We start from the raw sequence: 20,137 nt of genomic DNA, 5'->3' as shown, positions 1-20,137 counted from the left end.
ATCCCCTCCTCCCCGCCACTGGACGCGGCCCGCCACGGAAGGCTAAGGGAGCACCATGACCGACCTCTCCGCCCCGCCCCGTTCCGGCTCCATCTCGGCCCCCAGCGGCCCGCGCTCGGTGGCGCCCGGGCTGGCAGGGCTGCGCGCGGCGCGGGATCACGGCCCGCTGGGAGCGAAGACGCACCTGGCTCCCGGCCTGTCCTTCCATGCCGACCCGGGACTGGCCCCCGCGGGGCACTGGAGCAGCCCGGCCGACCGGATCGTGGAACTGTCGCTGGAAACCGGCGGGACCGGCAGCTGGGCCGCGCTGCACGTGGCGCTGGACCTGCCCGAGCTGGGGGCCCTGTCCGGGGCACGTTTCCTGGCGCTGATGTGCCGGTCGGCCGCGGGGACAGAGATCATGGTCCGGCCCTGCCTGCGGTCAGGCCTGCAGGAGGGCGGCTTCACCGACCTGTTCTTCCCGCGCCACCTGCTGGCCGTGGCGGAGCCGCGGACCCACACGGACGCGTTCTGGCTGCCGGCACTCCTGCCCGGGGATGCACCCGACACCGCCCCCTGGCGCGAGCTGGTGCTGTTCCTTCCCCCCCAAAGCCTGTCCTGGCATGTCCACGCGCTGGACGTGGTGCTGGCCTGACCCATGGCATCCCTGACCGTCGCGATCCCGACCCATGACGATGCGGAACCGCTGGCGCGCCTGCTGGCGCGGCTGGCGCGGCTGGCGGTGGCGCCCCAGGTCGTGGTGGTCGACGACGGCTCGGCCGAACCGCTGGAGGCAACCGCACTGACTGCGGCCGCGGGGCTGCCCCCCGGGACGCTGCAGCTGATCCGGCACGACACCGCCCTGGGCCCGGGTGCTGCGCGCAACGCGGCACTGGCGGCAGCGACGGGAGACTGGCTCCTTTACCTCGATGCCGACGACCTGCCGACAGCGGACCTGCCGGGGCTCCTGGCCGATCTGGACGGCTGCGCCTTCGACTTCTGCCTGTTCCAGCATCATGACAGCCGCCGCGCGCGCGAGCTGGCCTGGGGGCAGATGCGCTTCGACCAGCGCTTCTGGGACGCGGCCGGGGTGGCGCTGGGGGCGCTGACGGCCCTGACGCCGGACCAGGGGGCGCTCCTGGCGCAGACGGCGAACTATCCCTGGAACAAGATCTACCGCACCGCCTTCCTGCGTGACCACGCCATCCACTGCACCCCGATCCTGGTCCACGAAGACGTGGAACTGCATTGGCAGAGCTTCCTGAACGCGCGTCAGATCCTGGTCTCGGACCGGGTCTGCGCGATCCACTACGTGGCCGAAACCGGAGACCGCCTGACCAACCGCCGTGGCCCGGAGCGGCTGGAGGCCTTCGGCCCCCTCGCCCGCATCGCGGCCGAACTGGCGCAGCGCCCCGGCAGCCCCTACGGGCCCGCCTTCTGGACCTTCACGGCCGGACTGATCCTGTGGATCGACACGATGCTGGAGCCAAAGCTGCGCCCCGACCTGTCCCGCGCCACGGCCGCCTTCCTGTCCACGTATCTGCCGGCGGAGCGCCGGGCCGCGCTCGAGGCCGCGGAACCCGCACTCTGGGCCGGGATCCGGCGCCTGATCGCCCGCCATGTAAGCGGCGGCCACGCCCCATTGAACTGATGTGTTCCTGCCGCGTAACGCGCCTGCGAGAAGGTCTGCTTGAGTAGCCGCCGCTTACCCCGCCATGGCGTGACGGCGGGGTAAACCCCGCCCTACCCCGGTTTCGGGCGCGGCACCCGGCCATGTCCTCCGGCCGCCTCCGGCGGGAGTATTTTTGAAAAGAAGAAGCCGGGCGCGCGCCCCTGACTTCTTTGGTCTTCAAATATCTCGGGGGGAGCGCCAAAGGCGCGTGGGGGGCAGAGCCCCCCTCGACACCGGCCACGGGTGCAACGCCCAGGGCGGGGTTCACCCCGCCGCATCGCAAGGCGCAACCGGCTCAGGCCGCGTCGGGCTTGGCCAGGGTCTCTTCCCAGTAGGCCTTCGTGGTCATCTCGTCATAGCCTTGCCGCCAGCGGGCGCGGATCGCGTCGTGGTCGCGGCGGAAGTCCATCGTCTGCTTCAGCGCCTGGCGCATGATCCCGAAGAACCGCCGCTTCGAATGCTTCAGCGTATAGGACCGGGTCCGGTCGGTGTTGACGAAGGTCGCCTCGGCCGCGCCCAGGCAGTAATAGACCAGCCCGCGCTGGCCGATCGGCACCTCGATCCGGTCGCCGAAGGTATTCCAGAACGGCACCAGATGACCGTTCAGCGTGATCAGCCCCAGCCGCTCGATCACCTTGCGCCGCCCGACCGACCGGCGGCGGCGCTCCTTGGTCCGCTGCATCGGGCCCCAGACCTCGTCCTTCATCAGCGCCTTGATATCGCCGCGCCGCTTGCTCATGTCGATGTTTTCATCGAAGAACTGCGGCCCCTCCATCACGTCGCGCCAGGCCATCAGCTGCGCCTCGGCGCTTTCGTAATGAAGCCTGAGGCACGACCGCAGGATGAAGCGCAGCGCCACTTTCGACGTGCCCAGGGCCGACCGTTCCAGCCCCGGCGTCACCAGGTGCTGGACCAGGTGGTTGCGCAGGTCCAGGTACAGCGTCTGGGCGCTTTCCTTTTCCGTGAAGTCGTCCTGGAAGCTGACCACGCCGTTCAGCGTCACCACCTGGAACGGGTTCATCAGCGAAAAGCTGATGTCGTCGCCGCGCACGAAGAACGGGAACGGGTGATGCACCACCTGATCGATGCGGTAGGCGAAGAACCACCAGCCGCCATAGAGCGTGTCCGGCCGGTTGGCGATGCTGTCGAATTCCATCTTCACGACCTGGCCGAAATCGCGCAGGTCGGTGCCGCAGTACATCGGGTGGCAGGACCCGTCGAACCAGGCGCCGTTTTCCCACATCGCCCATTTGTGGGTGTTGTTGATCATGGCGCCCGCCAGTGCGGTCTTCGAATCCTTGGCCAGCGCCAGGAAGATGTAGGCGCGCGCGATGTTTTCCATGTGGAAGGACGCGTCGTCGTCCATGAACAGGCAATGCGTGGCGCCCGACGCCTGCGCTTCCAAGAGGCCCCGGGCAAAGCCGCCGGCGCCGCCCAGGTTGCGGTTCGGCATCGGCCGGACATGGGCCGAAGGCTCGATCCCCGCGCTCTGGCCATTGTCGACCACCTGCACCGCGATCCGGTCACCGTGGTCGTAGCCGGCCAGGAAGTCCTCCAGCCGGGCCACGGTATCGCGGACCTGCACCTCGCGCTTGAAGGTGGTGATCGACACGGTCAGCGCCGGCCAGCTTTCCGGTTCCGCCCGGGTGGCGAAGCGGCCGCCGGTGAAGCGCGCGGAATCGCCCAGGTTGGTGATGTCGAGACACAGCACCCCCCGCGGCGCCTCGCCGTCCTCGTCCCCGTCGAGCAGCGCGCCGAGATCGATGCCATGGACCGTGCCCGGGACCAGCGTGACCACCTGGGAGGTCAGGATCGCCCACGAGCGGTCCGGAATCGCGCGGGACACGCGCAGCTGCACCAGGCCCTCGCCCTCGACCTCCAGGACCAGCCCGTCCAGCGTGCAGGCCGAGGCCCACTTGCCCAGGGCGAAGAGATTGAAATAGCTGCCGAAGCCGATGCTCGCGCCGGGGCCCATGGTCAGGGTGGCGCTGCCCGTGTCCCAGCCACAGGGCCCCTTGGCATGGTAGTAGAGCGCCTCCTCGGTACAGATCGCAGGATCGGGAAGAAGGAACCTCTGCAGGGTTTGCATCCGGGCGCTCCGTGAAATGGCTGAAAAACGAATGGCGCCTGACCTGTCAGGCCCCCGGGGGCGTGTCAAGCAAGGCGAAGGGGCTTCCCCGCGGGATGAGGCCGCGCCGCCCCGGCGTTCCCCGATGGGATGTTTTCGAAATCCGGAAATCCCGAAACGGTGAAGCAAACTGCCCAGGTTTTCCGCGGTTCGCTCGTGTCCTGCTCCGGGGTGCGGTGCGTGGGAACCACGCACCCTACGACGAGATTCCCGGGCCCGATCCGTCAGGCTCGATCTTTCAGGGCCAGTCGCCGGTCCGAGCACTGTAGGTGAAGCCGCCGCCGGCCGCCGGTCCGGCAGAGCGCAGCACGAAATGGCTACCCCGCTTCAGGGACGCGGTGACCACGACGCCGCCGGGCCCGACCATGACCTTGGGCTGCCCGCCCTGGACCAACGGCTTCACCGCCGCGGCAAACGTCGTGGCCAGGCCCGCGGCCCCGGCGTCGGGAGGCGTCGGACTGACGAAAACCATGCTGCAGGACGCCTTGCCGGTGTCCGGATCCGTCACCGCGAAAGCGGCCTTCAGCGCGCGGTGGTTCCGGATGCCGGCATCGTCTCCGGCCCCGACCGGCAACGTGTCGAGCGCGGCCCGCGCGGCGGCGGCATCGGGCCAGGGATCAACACAGACCGTCGAGAACAGCATCGCCGCCTCGACCGGACCGACCATCGTCCGCCCCGTCCCGGTATCGCAGCCCGCCAGCCCCGCAAGCACGACACCGGCCGCCAGCAGGATCCCCGCGGACCGCCTCTGCAGCCTCTCTCCCGACCTGACCACATCTTCCATGGGCTTCCCTCCCAGTCCCTGTTTTCCGACCTCGACGATACCCCCCCCCCTCGGCAAACCGGAAGGCCCCTCACTTCTTTGGTCTTCAAATATCTCGGGGGGAGCCCGGAACGGGCGCGGGGGGCAGAGCCCCCCGTCGACGCCGGCCGCGCCGATCTCCCGTAGGGCGGGTGTTGCCCCGCCGGACCGTCACGGCCAATCAGGCGGCGGGGTAAACTCCGCCCTACTGGTTCAGGATGTCCCGGTGATAGCGCCCCATCAGCAGCACCCCTGTCGACAGCGTCGCAAGCGCGCAGAAGATGACATAGGCAAAGCTGACATAGCTCGGGGTGTAGATCGGGTAGAACCCGGAATGCATCAGCCCGACGATATGCATCAGGGGGTTGTACCACAGGATCGCCTGCGCCCCCGCGGGCAGGCTGTCATAGAGGAACAGAATGCCGGAGGCGATGAACAGCGGCCGGGTGATCACCGACCAGGCGACCTCCCAGATCGGGAACAGGCCCATCAGCGCGCAGTTCAGCACCCCCACGCCCAGCCCCAGCAGCATCGACAGGCCCATCGCCTCGATCACAGGCACCGGGTCGATCACCACCCGCGTGTCCAGCGTGGCCAGGATGCCCCCCAGCAGCAGGAACGACACCAGGATCCCGGTCAGCGTGTTCAGCAGGAACCGCGCCAGCACCGAATCGACCCAGGTCACCGCCGGATAGCGCAACAGCGCGCGCGAGAAGTTCAGCGATCGCGCGACCGAATTCGACAGAGACTGGTAGAGGTTGAAGGGCGTGTACCCCGTTGCATAGAACAGGATGAAGCTGGTCCCCAGCGGCGGCGAGCGCAGGAGCAGGCTGAAACCCAGGCTCAGCACCAGGATGGCGGCCAGGGGTTCCAGCACGGCCCAGAGATAGCCCCCCGGCGTCCGTCCGTACCGCGTCGACATCTCGCGCAGCATCAGCGCCACGATCGCCCGCACCGCGGTGCCATGGCCGCCGCCCCCCGACGTCCCTCCTGCCACCCTGCGCACGGGGTCCTGCGCGGGCGGAATCGGCGCGGGCGCGCTCGGCGATGTCGGGGCGGGACGGGAAGAGACGGTCATCCGAAAGGCACAGGTTCCAGGACGGGGTCGGGCAGGGCACGAGCAAGACACGGGCAGGACACGGGACCGGGACGGGACAGACACCGGTCCGCCGGATCCCCCCGGGAATGCTGGCCTTTATGCCGCCGAACGGGTAGAAGGCGCAAACGGATTTCCAGCGGATCGTTCCATGGGATCTCCGGGGGCACCGCCACCAGGATCCGGGCCCGGCCTTCCTCATGACCCGCGGCCCTCCGCGACGATACGCGATACCCGACGCCAGCCATGACCGACCCCGCCAAGCCTTCTGCCCCCTCCGCCCGCCCCGAATCCTCCGACGGCGACAGCGCCGGCACGCCCGCCGCACGCCGCGGCCCGCGCGCCGGCGGGGGGGGAGGGCCAAATGCAGGACAGGGCCCCCGCAAGGGCCCGAATGCCGGCGATGCGGCCGGCAAGGCGGGCCGCATCGCCGATCGCAAGGCCGAACGCCGGGCCGAACGGCTGGCGCTGCGCAACGGCCCGGCCGCGCTCCGGGCCGTCCCGGAAACCGGACCGGACGACTCGCCTGACGCCTCATGGGGCACCGCCCCCCGGGCCGAACCGATCCCCGGCCCGTCCGCGACATCCGCCCAGACGTCTTCCGGCACGCCGGAAGACGCGGACCGGACCTCCTCCGGCACCGGGCCCAGGAAACCGAAGAAGAAGATGGGCAAGCTGGCCCGCGGGGCGGCCGAGACCACGGTGGTCGAGGTCCATCCCGTGGCCCATCGTGCCGGCATGCGCCGCCGCCACTGGGGGCTGGTCCTGTCCTTCGTGCTGATGGTGCTTCTGCCCTTCGCCGGCGTCGCCGCCTACATGTGGACCCTGGCCGAGGACCAGTATTCCTCGGTCACCGGCTTCACCGTCCGGCAGGAGGAAGGCAGCAGTTCGGCCGATCTGCTCAGCCCGATCCTCAGCATCTCGGGCAGCACGGCCGCCAAGGACGGCGACATCCTCTACGAGTTCATCCAGAGCCAGGAGATGGTGCAGACCATCAACGACCGGATCGACCTGCGCGCCCATTACTCGAAGAACTGGCCCGCGGACTGGACCTGGACGCCCTGGACCCTGCCCCCCGCCGGCCAGAGCTGGTTTTCCCGCTTCGACGGCGACTGGGCCTTCGGGCTCTGGCCCGATGCCAGCATCGAGGACCTGGTCTGGTACTGGGGCCGGATCGTGGGCGTGTCCTATGACGGGTCGACCGGCCTGATCGAGGTCGAGGTCAAGGCCTTCGACCCCGACACCGCCCGGGCCATCGGCCGGGAAATCGTGTCCGAAAGCCAGGACATGATCAACGCGCTCAGCGCCCAGGCGCGCGAGGACGCGACCCGCTATGCCCGCGCCGAACTGGACGAGGCCGTGGCCCGCCTCAAGGACGCGCGCGAGGCGCTGACCCAGTTCCGCACCCGCACCCGCATCGTCGATCCGGCCGCCGACCTGCAGGGCCGCATGGGGGTAATGAACAACCTGCAACAGAAGCTGGCGGATGCGCTGGTGGAATACGACCTGCTGCGCGGCGCGGTCCCCGACGGCGACCCCCGCGTGAAACAGGCGCTGAGCCTCATCGACGTGATCCGCGAACGGATCGCGGCGGAACGGCAGAGCTTTGCCACCGACATCACCGACACCGGCGCCATCGGCGAGGACTATCCGACGCTGATCGCGGAATACGAAAGCCTGACCGTCGACCGCGAATTCGCGGAAGAAACCTATCGCGCGGCGCTGGCCAATCTCGACGCCGCCCGCGCCGACGCGGCGCGGCAAAGCCGGTATCTCGCAACCTACATCCCGCCGTCCCTGCCGCAGACGGCGGAATATCCCCGACGCTGGCAGATCACCGGGCTGGCGGCACTGTTCCTGCTGCTGGTCTGGGCGATCGGGGCGATGATCTTCTATTCGATCCGCGACCGGGGCTAGGGCCGGACATGGCTGACCGCCGGGTTCGCTGCGCCGTTGCCGTCGGGGGCTCTGCCCCCGCCCGCCCTGCGGGCGGACTCCCCCGAGGTATTTGGAGACCAAAGAAGGGGGGGCCGCAGTCTCGGATTCCCGGAGACAGCGCGCACGTCGAGCAAGAAAAGGGCGCGCGCCCGGCTTCTTCTTTTCAAAAATACTCCCGCCGGAGGCGGCCCGACGGTACGCCCGGGCGCGCGGCCGGAGTTCTGGCCGTAGGGTGCGTGGTCCCTACGCACCATTCCCGGGGACGGCACCCATGATCCGCTTCGAGAACCTGACCAAGGGCTTCTGGGTCCGGGGCGAGCGCAAGCTGGTCATCGACAACCTGAACCTGACCCTGCCCGACGGCAAGTCGCTGGCGCTTCTGGGGCGGAACGGGGCCGGCAAGTCGACGCTGCTGCAGATGATCGCCGGCACCATCCGGCCCGACAGCGGGCGGATCCTCACCGACGGCACGATCTCTTGGCCGGTGGGCTTCGGCGGGTCCTTCCACCGCGACCTGACCGGCGCCCAGAACGTCCGCTTCATCGCCCGCATCTACGGCGTCGACACCGACGCGCTGCTGGCCTTCGTCGAGGATTTCGCCGAGCTGGGCAGCTTTTTCCACATGCCGGTCGGCAACTATTCGTCCGGCATGCGGTCGCGGCTGACCTTCGGCGCCTCGATGGGAATCCGCTTCGACACCTATCTGGTGGACGAGGTGACCTCGGTCGGCGATGCCGCCTTCCGCCGCAAGAGCCGCGCCATCTTCCGCGAGCGCATGGCCAATTCGGGCGCCATCGTGGTGAACCACTCGATGAACCAGATCCGCGAATTCTGCGATTCCGGCCTGCTTCTGGAAGGCGGCAAGGTCACCTATTACGAGGACCTGGAAGAGGCCATTGCGCGGCACGAGGAAATGCTGGCCTGACGCCCGGAACAGACCGCAGGCCGGGTGCGGGTGTGGGTTCGGAAGCGGCGGGGTGACCCCGCCCTACGCGTCCACCATGCTGTGCCGGACGGTGCAGCCATTCCATCGGGGACGGCGGTGGCAAAGCCACGCCGGACCGCGCTCCAGCGCCCCTGCGGGGGCCCGGGCATTGCAATTTCAGCCGATTTCGCACAGGACGGGAAAACCGTGCAACCCGCCGCGCGGACCGGTGGAGGGGCAGCCACCGGCGGACCGGCAGGCGGCAAGGCGGCAGGCACGAACCGGGCAGTGCAGGAGCAACATGCAGCTCATACTCTTCATCGGACATCACAAGGTCGGCTCCACCGCGCTGCAGGATTTCCTGTCGCGGAACGCGATCGCCCTTCTGCGGGCCGGCATCCTCTACCCCGCCGTCGACGCCCAGGGGCAGGCGCTGCTGCTGGCGCGCGCGCTGCACGGCGAGACGCCGGCCATCGGCGGCGAGGGCGACAGCGGCGCGCTGCCCATCAACCTGCGCGAGGCGCACAATGCCCTGGCCTTCCGCATGCTGGCCGATGCCGCCGGCAAGCCCGGCAAGGTGCCCGCCTTCCATCCCGGCCTGCCCGGATCGGGGCAGATGTTCCGCGCCATCCGGATGCAGGCGGAATACCTGAAGCCCCGCGCCGTGATCCTGTGTTCCGAGGTCTTCGCCAATTTCGGCCATGCCGCCGAGGTCTCGGGCACCGACCTGATCGGCCGCATCGCGCGGCTCTTCCCCGAGGCGGAGGTGACCGTCCTGGCCACCCTGCGCCGGATCGACGAATACCTGGCCTCCTGGCACGGCCAGCGGCTGCGCTTCGGCGACCGGATGCTGTCGCTGTCCGGCGGGGCGGCGGAACGGTATTTCGGCAATATCCACTTCGATTACCGCGGCATGGTCGAACCCTGGACGCAGACCTTCGCCCATGCCGACCTGCGCCTGAAGACCTATGACGAGGTGCTGGCCTCCGGCGGCTCGGTCGAGGATTTCCGTGCCGAACTGGAACGGATCACCGGCGCGCCCCTGCCCGCCGGCCTCACCGCCCCCGACCGCACCAACGAAAGCCTGCACCGCGGGCTGATCGACATCGCCCGGCGGGGCAATGTCCTTCTGCAGGACGAGGCGGCGCCGGCGCTGCGGGGCTACCTGGCCGACCGGGCCGACGCCCTGGGCCTTCCCCCCTCGCGCGAGGTGGAACTGTTCGGTGCCGGCCTCCGCGACCGGCTGGTCGACCGGTTCGAACCGATCGACGCCTGGCTGGGCGGGCTGGTCGGGCGCCCCGGCTTCTTCCCCGACCTCCAGACCGCGCGCAAGGCCCGGTCCCTGCCCGAGGAGGACGTCGCGGCCCAGGCGCTGGCGGCGCTGCGGGCCGGGCTGGAAGATCATCCGCCCCAGGGCGAACACGGAGCCGCCGTGGCGGAATTCCTGTCGAACCTCGATCTTTCCGCCACGGTGCCCGATCCGGTGCGGGCCGTGCGGCCCCAGGGCCCGGCACGCCAGGCCGAGGCCGGCCATCACGAGCCGGTGACGGCCGGTCCCCCCATCGAACGGAGCGGCAAGGCATGATCGAGGAACTGGTTTTCCACCTGGGCGACTGCAAGACCGGGACGACCTCGCTGCAGCTGACCCTGGCCGAGAACGGCTGGGAAGCTCCCGGGCGGTCGATCGCCTATACTGCCAAGGTCAACCACATCCCGCTGGCCAAGACGCTGACCGTCGAACGCGAAAAGCGCTTTGCCAAGCCCCGCTGGACCGGGGTGCGCCGCGCCTTCCATGCCTCCGAGGCGCAGCAGGGCGTGATCTCGGCCGAGCATTTCGAATTCGTCGCCCCCGAGGCGCTCGATGCCGCACTAAAACAGTACATGCCCCGACTGGCGAAGACGGCCCGGCTGATCGCCTATGTCCGGCCCCATGCGGACCGGCTGGTCTCGACCTTCTCGGAACGGGTGAAGAAGGGCAATTTCAGCGGCCAGATGGAGGACATGCACCGGCGGCTGAAGGCGCAGGGGATGCTGTATTACACCCCCCGGTTCGAGAAGTGGCGCCAGGTCTTCGGCGACCGCTTCACACTGCACCCGATGGTGCGCGACCAGCTCTACAAGGGCGACGTGGTCGAGGATTTCTTCCACTACCTGTTCCGGTCCGAGGACTTCCGGATCACAAGGAGCGATGCCACCAATTCCTCGCTGTCGCTGGAAGACCTTGCCATGATGCGCGAGATCCAGGAACGGATCGCGTCGAACAATCCCGGGATCAACCCCGCACAGCAGGCGCTGGGATGGAACATCGCGCCGATGCTGGCCGGGCTCGAGGCGACGACCCGTACCAAGCTGGCGCTGCACCGCCATCTGGCGGAACGTGTGGCCGAGACCTATGCCGACGATGCCGCGGCGCTGGACGCGGCCTTCTTCGAGGGCACGCCGATGTCGGATGCGCTGGCGGCGGCCGCCGGCAAGGCCATCGCAGAACCGCAATCGGTCCTGGCGAGCGATCATTTCTCGGCCGACGAGGTCCGCAGGCTGCACGCCATCGCCGATTTCCTGACCCGGATCATGGAAGCCGACCCGCGCTACTTCACCCGGGCCGCCCGCCCGCCGGAGCACCGCAACAAGCCGATCGTGCCGACCGGCGGCCCGGACGAAGAAAACAACGAAGACAACGCCGTCTAGGCCCCGCGCCCGGCAGCAGCGCAGGCATCGCCGCCGAAGATGATCGCGGCCGCTTCGCCTTCCCCGGGCGAAACGCTTTGCCACCAGCCCCGCCCACCATGGCGGGATCCCGGCCGGGCCTTTCGAATGCGCCGCCCCTGCGGATCCGCGCAATGGTGGCGTTCCGGCCGCGCGCGCGGTGGCAGCGGGGTAACCCCCGCCCTTCCCCGGTTTCCGGCCTGGATCCCGGCCTCACCGTCCGGCCGCCTCCGGCGGGAGTATTTTTGAAAAGAAGAAGCCGGGGACGCGCGCCCGGCTTCTTTGGTCTTCAAATACCTCGGGGGGAGCGCCGAAGGCGCGTGGGGGGCAGAGCCCCCCGTCCCCGGTTCGCCCTTACAGCGGCGCGGTGAAGAAGGCCGGGACCTTCTCCCCTGCCCCGACCTTTGCCAGGAAGCCCCGCGCGGCGTCCAGCGCCTCGCGGATGGTCACGTCCATGTCGAGATAGCGATAGGTCCCCAGACGCCCCACGAAGCTGACGCCCGAGGTGGCTTCGGCCAGCGCCACGTAGTCCGACAGCATCGCTTTCTCCTCCACCTGCCGGATCGGGTAATAGGGGATGTCGCCGGGTTCCGCCGCGCGCGAGAACTCGCGGTAGCAGACGGATCCGTCATGGCTTTCCCAGGGCGCGAAATGCTTGTGCTCGGTGATGCGGGTGTAAGGCACCGCCTCTTCGCCATAGTTCATCACCGCGCAGCCCTGGTAGTCGCCGTCATAGGTGAAGCGCTCGAAATCCAGGGTACGGTAGCCTAGGCGCCCGAGTTCAAAGTCGAACCAGCCGTCCAGGGGCCCCGAATAGAACACGTGATCGTAATCGCCCGCCTGGTCCCGGCTGAAGGTGGTGGACAGTTTCACTTCGATCCCCGGGTGATCGAGGATCCGTTCGACCATAGCGGTGTAGCCGTTCTCCGGCATGCCCTGGAACCGGTGGAAGAAATAGTTGTCGTCGTAGTTGAAGCGAACCGGCAGGCGCTTGAGGATGCTCGCCGGCAGTTCCGACGGATGGCAGCCCCACTGCTTGGTCGTGTAGCCCTTGAAGAACGCCTCATACAGATCCTTGCCCACGAAGCGCATCGCCTGCTCCTCGAAGGTCTGGGGATCCTCGATCGAGGTGTCGGCCTGTTCTTCCGTGATGAAGGCACGGGCCTCGTCGGGGCGCATGGTACGCCCGAAGAACTGGTTGATCGTGTGAAGGTTGACGGGAAGCGAATAGACCGCCCCCCCGCTCGTCGTCTTCACCCGGTTCTTGTAAGGGAGAAACGTCTCGAACCGGTTGACGTAGTCCCAGACCTCGGCGTCGTCGGTGTGGAAGATGTGCGGCCCGTAGACATGGACCATGACGCCGGTATCCGCATCGCGCACCGTGTGGCAGTTGCCGGCGATGTGGTCGCGCGCATCGACGACGGTGATGCGATAGCCCTCTTCCGCCAGGTGCCGACCGATCACGGCGCCGGACAGGCCCGCCCCCACCATCAGCAGATGACCCTTCGTCATGAAAATTCCTTTCGGTGGTTCCCCGGTTTCCCGGGGCCCCTTAAAGGCAAATCGCACCGGCATCGCAATGGCCCGTTTGGAACGGGGGTCAGCGCCGCAGGGGGCGTGGTCCCCACGCACCGCCCTAACCGTCCGCGCCTAACCGTCCGCGAGCGCCTTCACCTCGGCCAGGGACATCCCCGTCCGCCGCCGCACGCCATCGACCAGCCCCCGCCGCATCAGCCGCAGATAGACCGACCGATCCTCGCCATAGCGCCGCGCCGACAGGTGCCATTTCAGTGCCACCAGCACCAGAAGCGGCCAAAACAGGACACCCGAGGCATCGTGGTACATGATCAGGCTGTTGCGGTAGATGTAATAGGCCTTCCACAGGGGCCGGACCACGCGCACGTCGTCGTTTTCGTAGGTCGAACAGTCATGCTCGAACCGCACGGTCGGGTCGAAGGCGATGGTGAAGCCCATCCGCCGCAGGCCCAGCGTGTAGATCACGTCGTCGCCATAAAGGAACAGCCCCGCCTCCGGCAGGCCGGCCTTCGCCACCATCTCGCGGCTCAGAAAGAAGCCCACGAAGGACGTCATGTCGAGCGGCCGGCGCCGCCCGGTGTCGAAATCCGACCGCGGGATGTGGAACCCGTCGCGGCCCTTGCGCAGTGTCGCCACGAAACGCTTCAGCGACCAGAACGGGTTCTGCGACGGGCGGTTCATCTCGCAGATCCGCCCGTCGGGGAAATAGACCGCCGCGGCACAGGCCTCGGTCACGGCCCGCGGCGCGGTCCGGAATGCCGCCAGCGCGCCGGGCAGGGGGCGGGCATCGTCGTCCATGACCACGATCCAGTCGGGGTCGACCGCCTCTGCCGCCCGCGCGATCCCGGCGGCAAAGCCCCCGGCGCCGCCGCGGTTGTCCGGCAGCGTCACGACGTCCAGCCGAGGATCTGACAGCCCCGCTAGCCAGGCGCCCGTCCCGTCGGTCGAGGCATTGTCGACCACCACCAGCGCCGCCAGATCCTGCGGCTTTTCGGCCAGCAGCCGGGCCACGGTCACCTTCAGCTTGTCCAGCCGGTCGAAGGTCACCACAACGGCCGCCAGGAACGGTTTGGGCCCGGCCGCGGCAGGATCGGAAGACAGGTTTTCGGACAGGGCGTTCACGGCAGTTCCCGGCACTTCATCTTGCCCGCCATTGCGCAGACCCCCGCCCGAAAGTCAAACCGCGTCCCCCGCTTCTTTGGTCTTCAAATATCCCCGGGGGAGTTCTCCCCACAGGGGAGGGCGGGGGCAGAGCCCCCATTTCAGTCGCCCGGATTACGTAAAATCAATGGGTTACATGAATTTGTTTCGCGCGCGAAACAATCACTTTATTGAATGTATGTTTCGCATGAAGGCACCGTGGACGGGGGGCTCTGCCCCCCACGCCCTTCGGGCTCCCCCCGAGATATTTGAAGACCGAAGAAGCGGGGGCGCGTCCCGGGCTTCTTCTTTTCACAAATACTCCCGCCGGAGGCGGTCCGACGGTGCGGCCGGGCCCAACGCCGGAAACCGGGGTAGGGCGGGGTTTGCCTCGTCACCGCCGTTCCAGCCAGGCCTTGAGATCCGCCAGGAAGCGCGCGTCGACCTGGCGGCCGGCAATTTCGATCCGGTCGCCGGCCGGGCCCGTCCAGTGCCGCATCACCAGGCCCGCCGCGATGTCGTAGCGGGTCAGGTCGGGGGCCGGGGACTTTGCGGCCGGGGTGCGGGGAGGCGCCACGGGGGGAAGGGAGGCGGGCGCCTCGATGCCTGCCAGCGCTTCCTGCAGGACCACCAGCTCGGTCTCGGCATTTGGTGCGTCCGCCGTTTCCAGTTTCGCACGGAGAGTCTGGCCCAGCTCGTCCGCCGCCTCCAGCGCACGGCCGAGGGACAGGCCCAGTTTCTCGGGGATCGCGGCGGGGAAGCGGAGCGTGCCATCCAGCGCCTCGACCAGTGGCACGAAGGTGCCGATCTTGGACCGGCGCGAGCGGGAGACGGCGCCGAAGAGGCCCTGCAGCGCCGCGCGCACCGTCGGATAGACGCCTTCGCGGTGGGCCGACCAGGCGATCCGGGCGCGTTCGTAATGCGACAGGTTCACCCGGATCTCGTTCTCTTCGACCATTGCCACATAGGACTCGGCCGCGTCGCCAGCGGGGATCACCCGGGCCGCGACGGTGGCGAAACGCGGATCCCCGGTTTCCGCCAGAAGCCGCTTCAGCGCCGCCAGGCGCCGCCAGCCGGAGATCAGGCCGTGGGTCAGCGGCGGACGCGGGTCGGGCAGCGCGATGACCTCTATCGGCGTCTGCTGGCCGCGGGCCTTCAGCGACGCCATCAGCGCCTGCATCTCGTCCTCGTCCAGGGCCAGGCGGTCGCGGACCAGGTGGCCGGGGTCGATGGCCTCCAGCGGAAGGGTCTCGATCAGCCGACCTTGCGCCCGGGCGCGGGTCATCTCGGCGGAAAGTTCCGCCAGAGCAGCGGTGGCCGCGGCCTCGCCCGCGACCTGGGCGATGGGGGCCGGACCCAGGGGGCGCGGAGAGGGCGGGACCTGAGATGGGGCAGGGGAGGGGACCTCGGGCGTCTCCGGTGCGGCGGCGAAGGGGCCCGCGGGGGCCAGTCGTCTGCGTTTAGCCATGGGCCTGCTCCTTCGTTTGAAACCGGGTTCCGGACCCCGGGGTCGAACGGTGCGTGGGGACCACGCACCCTACCGACCGTCGGAGTTCGATCACCGTGGTGGGAACCTTGCCGTAGGGTGCGTGGTCCCCACGCACCGTCACGCCCAACCCTTGCCGCATCATCCTTGCCATCGCCTAACCCGCCCGTTCGCTGCTCTCGGCCGCCAGGGCCAGTTCTTCCTTCCGCCAGATCCCCAGCAGCAGCCGCTTGAAGGCCGCATAGGTCTGGTCGAAGGTCTCGCGGCCGCGGGCATAGGTCTCGCGGTTGAAGTCGCGGTAATCGGCTTCGTAGATGCCCGACACCTGCTCGCCCGCCTGCCCGATCAGCGCCGTGAAGTCCTGCCGGTGGGGCGAGAGCGTCCGCCCCAGGTAGGACTGGATCAGCGCCGACATCTCGCCCTGCTGGGCGCCGTCATAGCGGGTGATGACCGCACGCACGGCGTCCCATTCGAAGGCCGTCTCCGGCCGGCCCAGGGCGCGGGCGGCCATGTTTTCGCCGTCCTCGATCGAGGCGAAGGTGGAATGCAGCATGTCGAAGAACCGCCCCGTCGAGTCGAATTCCAGGAAGGACGCGCCGAAGGGCACCAGCAGGATGTCCGCCGCCGCCAGCCCGTTGATCGTCAGGTATCCCAGCGCCGGGGGCGTATCGATGAAGACCACGTCATAGCGGTCCAGCACCCCGTCGGCCGCCAGCCGGTCCGAGAGCGCGTCCCACAGCTTCCACCCCCGCGCCTGCATCCGCCAGACCGGGATCTGGAATTCCGCCCAGTAGAGGTTCAGCTGCGCCCCGATCAGGTCGATGTTCGGCCAGTGGGTCGGCCGGATCACGTCGGCCGCCGTCATGGTCATGGCCGCGGTCAGCGCCTCGTCCAGCGGCTGGGGCGGGTCGCCCCGGTCGAGCCGGCGCTGGTTCTCGGCCCTCAGGTGCTCGCCGTAGTGGCGGGCGAGCAGGGGGAAGGCCGTGCCCCATTCGTCGTCCACCTTGCCCCCGAAGATCGAGGTCATGGAGCCCTGGCTGTCCAGGTCCACCACCAGCACGCGGTAGCCGTCCAGCGCCGCCGACATCGCCAGATGCGCCGCGGTCGAGGTCTTGCCGACGCCGCCCTTGAAGTTCGCGACCGCCACCAGCTTCGCCGGCAGGCCGTCCGGCCGGTAGGGTCTGTATTCCTTCGCGCGGGATCCTTCGGCGGCGAAATGGGCCCGCAGGCGGAGCACCTCGTCGAGCGTGAACCACTTGGCGCCGCCCTCCGTCTCCGACCGGCCCTGAGGCAGGTCTGGATTGGCGCGCAGGACGCGGCGGAAATGGGCCTGGGCCACGGGGATCAGGTAGCGGGTGATTTCCCAGGTGGAGAACATGCGCAGGGTGCGCGTGCCGCTGTCGTCCTTGCCGCGGCTGACCAGGTCGTCCCGACCTTGAGCGCAGGCAGCGGCGATCGCGGCGAAACCGCCGGTGTCGGTGGGAGCATCCAGTTCGGCCAGGGCGGCGTCCGGATCGATGCGGAAATAGGGCGGCAGGGGGGTGCCGGCCTGGGTCAGGTCCTTGGCCATGGGATGCTCGACTATCCTCGGGAAAGGGCGGCATGTACCGCGTTTTCGCCATCGTACCGCAAAAGGCGGCACATGGGAAGAATCGAGTTCACGTGGTGCGGTTTTGACTGTTTTTCTCAGCCGATTCGGGTGGTTGCGGCCTGGGGCGGGGCCTGAAGCCTGGCGCTTGCGCGATCTGCGAGAGAGTTAGAGTCATGTTATTTAAGTGTTACGGCTCCGGGGGTGTTCTGCCAACCTCCCGCAGTGCTTGCCGAAAAGCGGCTTCGGGACCGGGCACGCGATTCCGAAACCCCGATGAAACGACTCTGATCCCACGTCCAGGTGACTCTGAACCCCCGATGGATCGGCGCCGAAAGATGGACGGGTGTCATGGACGCGTGTAGGTTGGCCGTCATTGAAACCACGATAAGAACGGGCCCCAGAAGGGGCCGTCCAACAGGCAGCGAAAGCAGGCGATCCCATGGCTCTCCGTCCGTCCCCCGCGGGGGCGTCCAGCCTTCTGCCCGACCGGCACCGCCAGGGGGATTTCTTCCTGTGCGACGTCTTCGATGCGCTGCCCAAGGACGACATGGCGTCGATGGAACATCCGCTGTTCTCGCTCGCCACCCGCCCCGACCGGCGGATCCTGAGCTACGCGCACAACGGGACGGAAATCACGGTGACGCCGTCCGTGAAGGGGTTGGCCACGATCCACGACAAGGACATCCTGATCTTTTGCATCAGCCAGCTGATGGCCGGGATCAATGCCGGGCGACAGGTCAGCCGGACGCTTTACCTCAAGGCCCACGACCTGCTGATCGCGACGAACCGCGAGACCTCAGGCGATGCCTACCGGCGCCTCCGCGAGGCCTTCGAGCGGCTGGCGGGCACGCGGATCACCACGAACATCGTGACGGGCGAGATTGAGACGACTGCGGGCTTCGGCCTGATCGAAAGCTGGGAGATCGTCAGGAAGAGCCGCGGCGGCCGCATGATCTCGGTCGCGGTGACGCTGTCGGAATGGCTCTACCGCGCGGTGCTGGCGAAATCGGTGCTGACCCTCAGCCGCGATTACTTCCGGCTCCGGAAACCGCTGGAACGCCGGATCTACGAACTGGCCCGCAAACACTGCGGCCGGCAGCCGGCCTGGACGGTCTCGGTCGAGACGCTCCTGAAGAAGTCCGGCTCCGCCTCGCCCCGCCGGGTGTTCCGCAAGATGGTGCGCGACATGATCGCGGAAGGCCACCTGCCGGATTACGCGATGGAGGAGCTGGAGGGCGACCTGATCCGCTTCAGCCTGCGCCACCCGGTGGTGGAAGTGCCCCCGCCGGTCCTGAAGCCCGAGACCCACGACGCCGCCCGCGCGCTGCTGCCGGGCCAGGACGTCCATGCGCTGGAAGCCGAATGGCGCGGGGTCTGGGTCCGCACCGGCCAGCCGCGCCTCAGGAATCCGGATGCGGCCTTCCTGGGCTGGGTGCGGAAGCGCGCGGGGTAAGGTGCGTGGGGACCACGCACCTTACGGGCACAGAGCCTGGCCGTGTGGATGGGGTGGGCGTCGGATGCCTCCGGCGGGAGTATTTGTGAAAAGAAGAAGCCGGGCCCACCCTGTATTCCTGGCGCCTCTACTTCTTTGGTCCTCAAATACCTCGGGGGGAGCGCCGAAAGGCGCGTGGGGGGCAGAGCCCCCCTCGGCATCGGCCGTGTGAACCACGCCGCTCAGAACCAGGTCCCGATCCACAGCTTGTCGCCGTCGATCTTGGTGATCGTGCCGGAGAACGCCGCGGGCGCCGTGGTGATCGCGGCATTGGCATTGGTGCAGATCTGGGTGCCGTCGGCAAAGCGCACGTACTGGCCATTGGCATTGCTGCCGCGCTCGATCACGCCGCCGGTGGGCGTGCCGCCCGACTGGCTGACCGTGCCCAGAAGGTTGGCGGAACCATAGGAGATCGACCAGCCGGTGAAGCTGGTCCCGTCATGGTGCCGCGTGGCGCCGGTCCCGTCGGAAAAGGCCACCATCTGCACGAAGCCGCCCGAGCCCTGGCGCAGCACCGCCACCGCGCCGGTACTGGGCCCGGTGGGCCGGTTCGCGGTCGCGGCGGTCATCCGGTAGAAGCCCGAGGCCGTGCCGGTGGCGTCGAAATCGTCCAGGAGCGGCGGCGCCCCGGTTTCGCCCAGCCCGAAGGCGCCGGTGGCCATCAGCCGCCCCGCGGTCGTGTCGGTGGCGGATCCCTGGACGCCCGCGCCGGTCACGGTGCCGTCGGTCGCGTCGACCACCAAGGCCGAGGTCCAGGTCGATCCGTCTGCCGAGACCTTGACCGACAGGTCCGTGTTGCCTGCCAGCCCGATCTCGGCATGGCCGGTCCAACCCGACTGGAAGAGCAGCGCCGCCGTGTCGCCCGCCGCTGCCTTGTTCACCTTCACCCGGTGGTCGTCGCCGGCATGGGACAGAAGCGTCGCTGGCGCGCTGACCGCCAGGCGGTTGGTGGCATCAGAGGTGGTGCCGATGCCGATGCCCGAGAGGTTGTCGGCATCGGCCTCGATCAGGGTCCAGGCGGTGCCGTCCCAGACCTTCACCGCCGCATCCGCGACATCCCAGGCCAGCCAGCCGGCCGCGGGCACCAGGAATTCCCAGCCGCCGGCCAGCCAGGCCGCGACCTTGCTGTCCTGCCCGGCCCAGGCGCCGGTGGCGCCGATGCCGACCCCGTGGGCCTCGCCTTCGGCCGGGCTGCCCGGTGGCACGGTCGCGTCCACCGCCTGAAGCTGCATCTGCACCACGAGGTCGAGCCGGCTCAGCGCCTCGTTCACGGTGACATGCTTCTGTGCCTGGGATCCCTGCAGCAGGGGCAGGGCGAGGCGGGGCGAGCTCTGGTCGGGCATGGATGTCTCCTCAAGGCGTCGCGCGCGAGAATGGGCGCCCAGGGGTTAAGGCCGGCCTGTGGCAGCGTGCGGGGCGTTAACCGGTGGAGGGCGTGGCGGGGACGGTGCGGGGGACCATGCATCCCGCAGGCTTTTGCCGGGATCATCGAGGCAGGGGCGGCGGGGTGAACCACGCCCTACGCTGAAGCTGGCAGGGCTCGGAGAACGCGGCCTGCGCCGGACCGCCTCCGGCGGGAGTATTTGTGAAAAGAAGAAGCCGGGCGCGCGGCCCCCTCTTCTTTGATCTTCAAATATCTCGGGGGG

At 68.7% G+C, this 20,137-nt stretch carries 15 protein-coding genes; 7 read left to right on the top strand and 8 right to left on the bottom strand.

The window, feature by feature from the left end; genetic code table 11:
- Positions 1–55: 55 nt before the first annotated feature.
- Positions 56–634: a hypothetical protein gene (locus FQK05_RS24185; protein WP_158971849.1), complete on the top strand. Its 579-nt coding sequence runs from the start codon at positions 56–58 to the stop codon at positions 632–634.
- A gap of 3 nt (positions 635–637) precedes the next feature.
- Complete coding sequence (locus FQK05_RS24180; RefSeq protein ID WP_158971847.1) at positions 638–1,630, top strand: glycosyltransferase family A protein; 993 nt, start codon at positions 638–640, stop codon at positions 1,628–1,630.
- A gap of 316 nt (positions 1,631–1,946) precedes the next feature.
- Here the strand turns inward: FQK05_RS24180 and FQK05_RS24175 are convergent, their stop codons facing one another.
- The 3 genes from FQK05_RS24175 to FQK05_RS24165 all read right to left on the bottom strand — a co-directional run bounded on the left by FQK05_RS24175 (position 1,947) and on the right by FQK05_RS24165 (position 5,587).
- A complete protein-coding gene (locus tag FQK05_RS24175; RefSeq protein ID WP_158971844.1) occupies positions 1,947–3,740 on the bottom strand; it encodes a hypothetical protein in 1,794 nt (597 codons plus the stop codon).
- A gap of 277 nt (positions 3,741–4,017) precedes the next feature.
- The gene (locus FQK05_RS24170) at positions 4,018–4,563 is read right to left on the bottom strand and encodes a hypothetical protein (RefSeq protein WP_158971842.1); all 546 of its coding nucleotides are present in this window, start codon (positions 4,561–4,563) and stop codon (positions 4,018–4,020) included.
- A gap of 223 nt (positions 4,564–4,786) precedes the next feature.
- On the bottom strand, positions 4,787–5,587 hold the full coding sequence (locus FQK05_RS24165) for an ABC transporter permease (RefSeq protein WP_233270663.1): 801 nt from the start codon (positions 5,585–5,587) through the stop codon (positions 4,787–4,789).
- Between the two features lie 336 nt (positions 5,588–5,923).
- On the opposite strand from FQK05_RS24165, the gene FQK05_RS24160 reads away from it, so the two are divergent.
- From FQK05_RS24160 to FQK05_RS24145, 4 genes are all read left to right on the top strand, one after another.
- Complete coding sequence (locus FQK05_RS24160; protein ID WP_158971838.1) at positions 5,924–7,594, top strand: sugar transporter; 1,671 nt, start codon at positions 5,924–5,926, stop codon at positions 7,592–7,594.
- A 292-nt stretch (positions 7,595–7,886) separates the two neighbouring features.
- Positions 7,887–8,540, top strand: a complete 654-nt coding sequence (locus tag FQK05_RS24155) for an ABC transporter ATP-binding protein (RefSeq protein WP_158971836.1) — start codon at positions 7,887–7,889, stop codon at positions 8,538–8,540.
- Positions 8,541–8,841: 301 nt separating this feature from the next.
- Positions 8,842–10,125 (top strand): hypothetical protein, encoded by a 1,284-nt coding sequence (locus tag FQK05_RS24150; RefSeq protein WP_158971834.1) that lies wholly within the window; start codon positions 8,842–8,844, stop codon positions 10,123–10,125.
- Positions 10,122–11,228, top strand: a complete 1,107-nt coding sequence (locus tag FQK05_RS24145; RefSeq protein ID WP_158971832.1) for a hypothetical protein — start codon at positions 10,122–10,124, stop codon at positions 11,226–11,228. Before FQK05_RS24150 ends, FQK05_RS24145 begins: the two co-directional genes overlap by 4 nt.
- Positions 11,229–11,600: 372 nt before the next feature.
- On the opposite strand, the gene glf is transcribed toward FQK05_RS24145, so the two are convergent.
- The 4 genes from glf to FQK05_RS24125 all read right to left on the bottom strand — a co-directional run bounded on the left by glf (position 11,601) and on the right by FQK05_RS24125 (position 16,978).
- Positions 11,601–12,758 (bottom strand): UDP-galactopyranose mutase, encoded by a 1,158-nt coding sequence (glf, locus tag FQK05_RS24140; protein WP_199252760.1) that lies wholly within the window; start codon positions 12,756–12,758, stop codon positions 11,601–11,603.
- 138 nt (positions 12,759–12,896) lie between these two features.
- Entirely contained in the window at positions 12,897–13,904 is a 1,008-nt protein-coding gene (locus FQK05_RS24135) for a glycosyltransferase (protein WP_233270662.1), read from the bottom strand.
- A gap of 412 nt (positions 13,905–14,316) precedes the next feature.
- Positions 14,317–15,390, bottom strand: coding sequence for a ParB/RepB/Spo0J family partition protein (locus FQK05_RS24130; protein WP_158971830.1), 1,074 nt, complete (start codon positions 15,388–15,390; stop codon positions 14,317–14,319).
- 175 nt (positions 15,391–15,565) lie between these two features.
- Complete coding sequence (locus FQK05_RS24125) at positions 15,566–16,978, bottom strand: AAA family ATPase (protein ID WP_158971828.1); 1,413 nt, start codon at positions 16,976–16,978, stop codon at positions 15,566–15,568.
- A 460-nt stretch (positions 16,979–17,438) separates the two neighbouring features.
- On the opposite strand from FQK05_RS24125, the gene FQK05_RS24120 reads away from it, so the two are divergent.
- On the top strand, positions 17,439–18,452 hold the full coding sequence (locus FQK05_RS24120; RefSeq protein WP_158971826.1) for a replication initiator protein A: 1,014 nt from the start codon (positions 17,439–17,441) through the stop codon (positions 18,450–18,452).
- A 221-nt stretch (positions 18,453–18,673) separates the two neighbouring features.
- Here FQK05_RS24120 and FQK05_RS24115 read toward each other — a convergent pair whose 3' ends face one another.
- Complete coding sequence (locus FQK05_RS24115; protein WP_158971824.1) at positions 18,674–19,834, bottom strand: DUF2793 domain-containing protein; 1,161 nt, start codon at positions 19,832–19,834, stop codon at positions 18,674–18,676.
- Positions 19,835–20,137 lie beyond the last annotated feature (303 nt).

Source organism: Chachezhania sediminis, assembly GCF_009765275.1.
GTDB classification, from domain to species: domain Bacteria; phylum Pseudomonadota; class Alphaproteobacteria; order Rhodobacterales; family Rhodobacteraceae; genus Chachezhania; species Chachezhania sediminis.
This window is presented reverse-complemented; position numbering and strand designations above follow the sequence as displayed.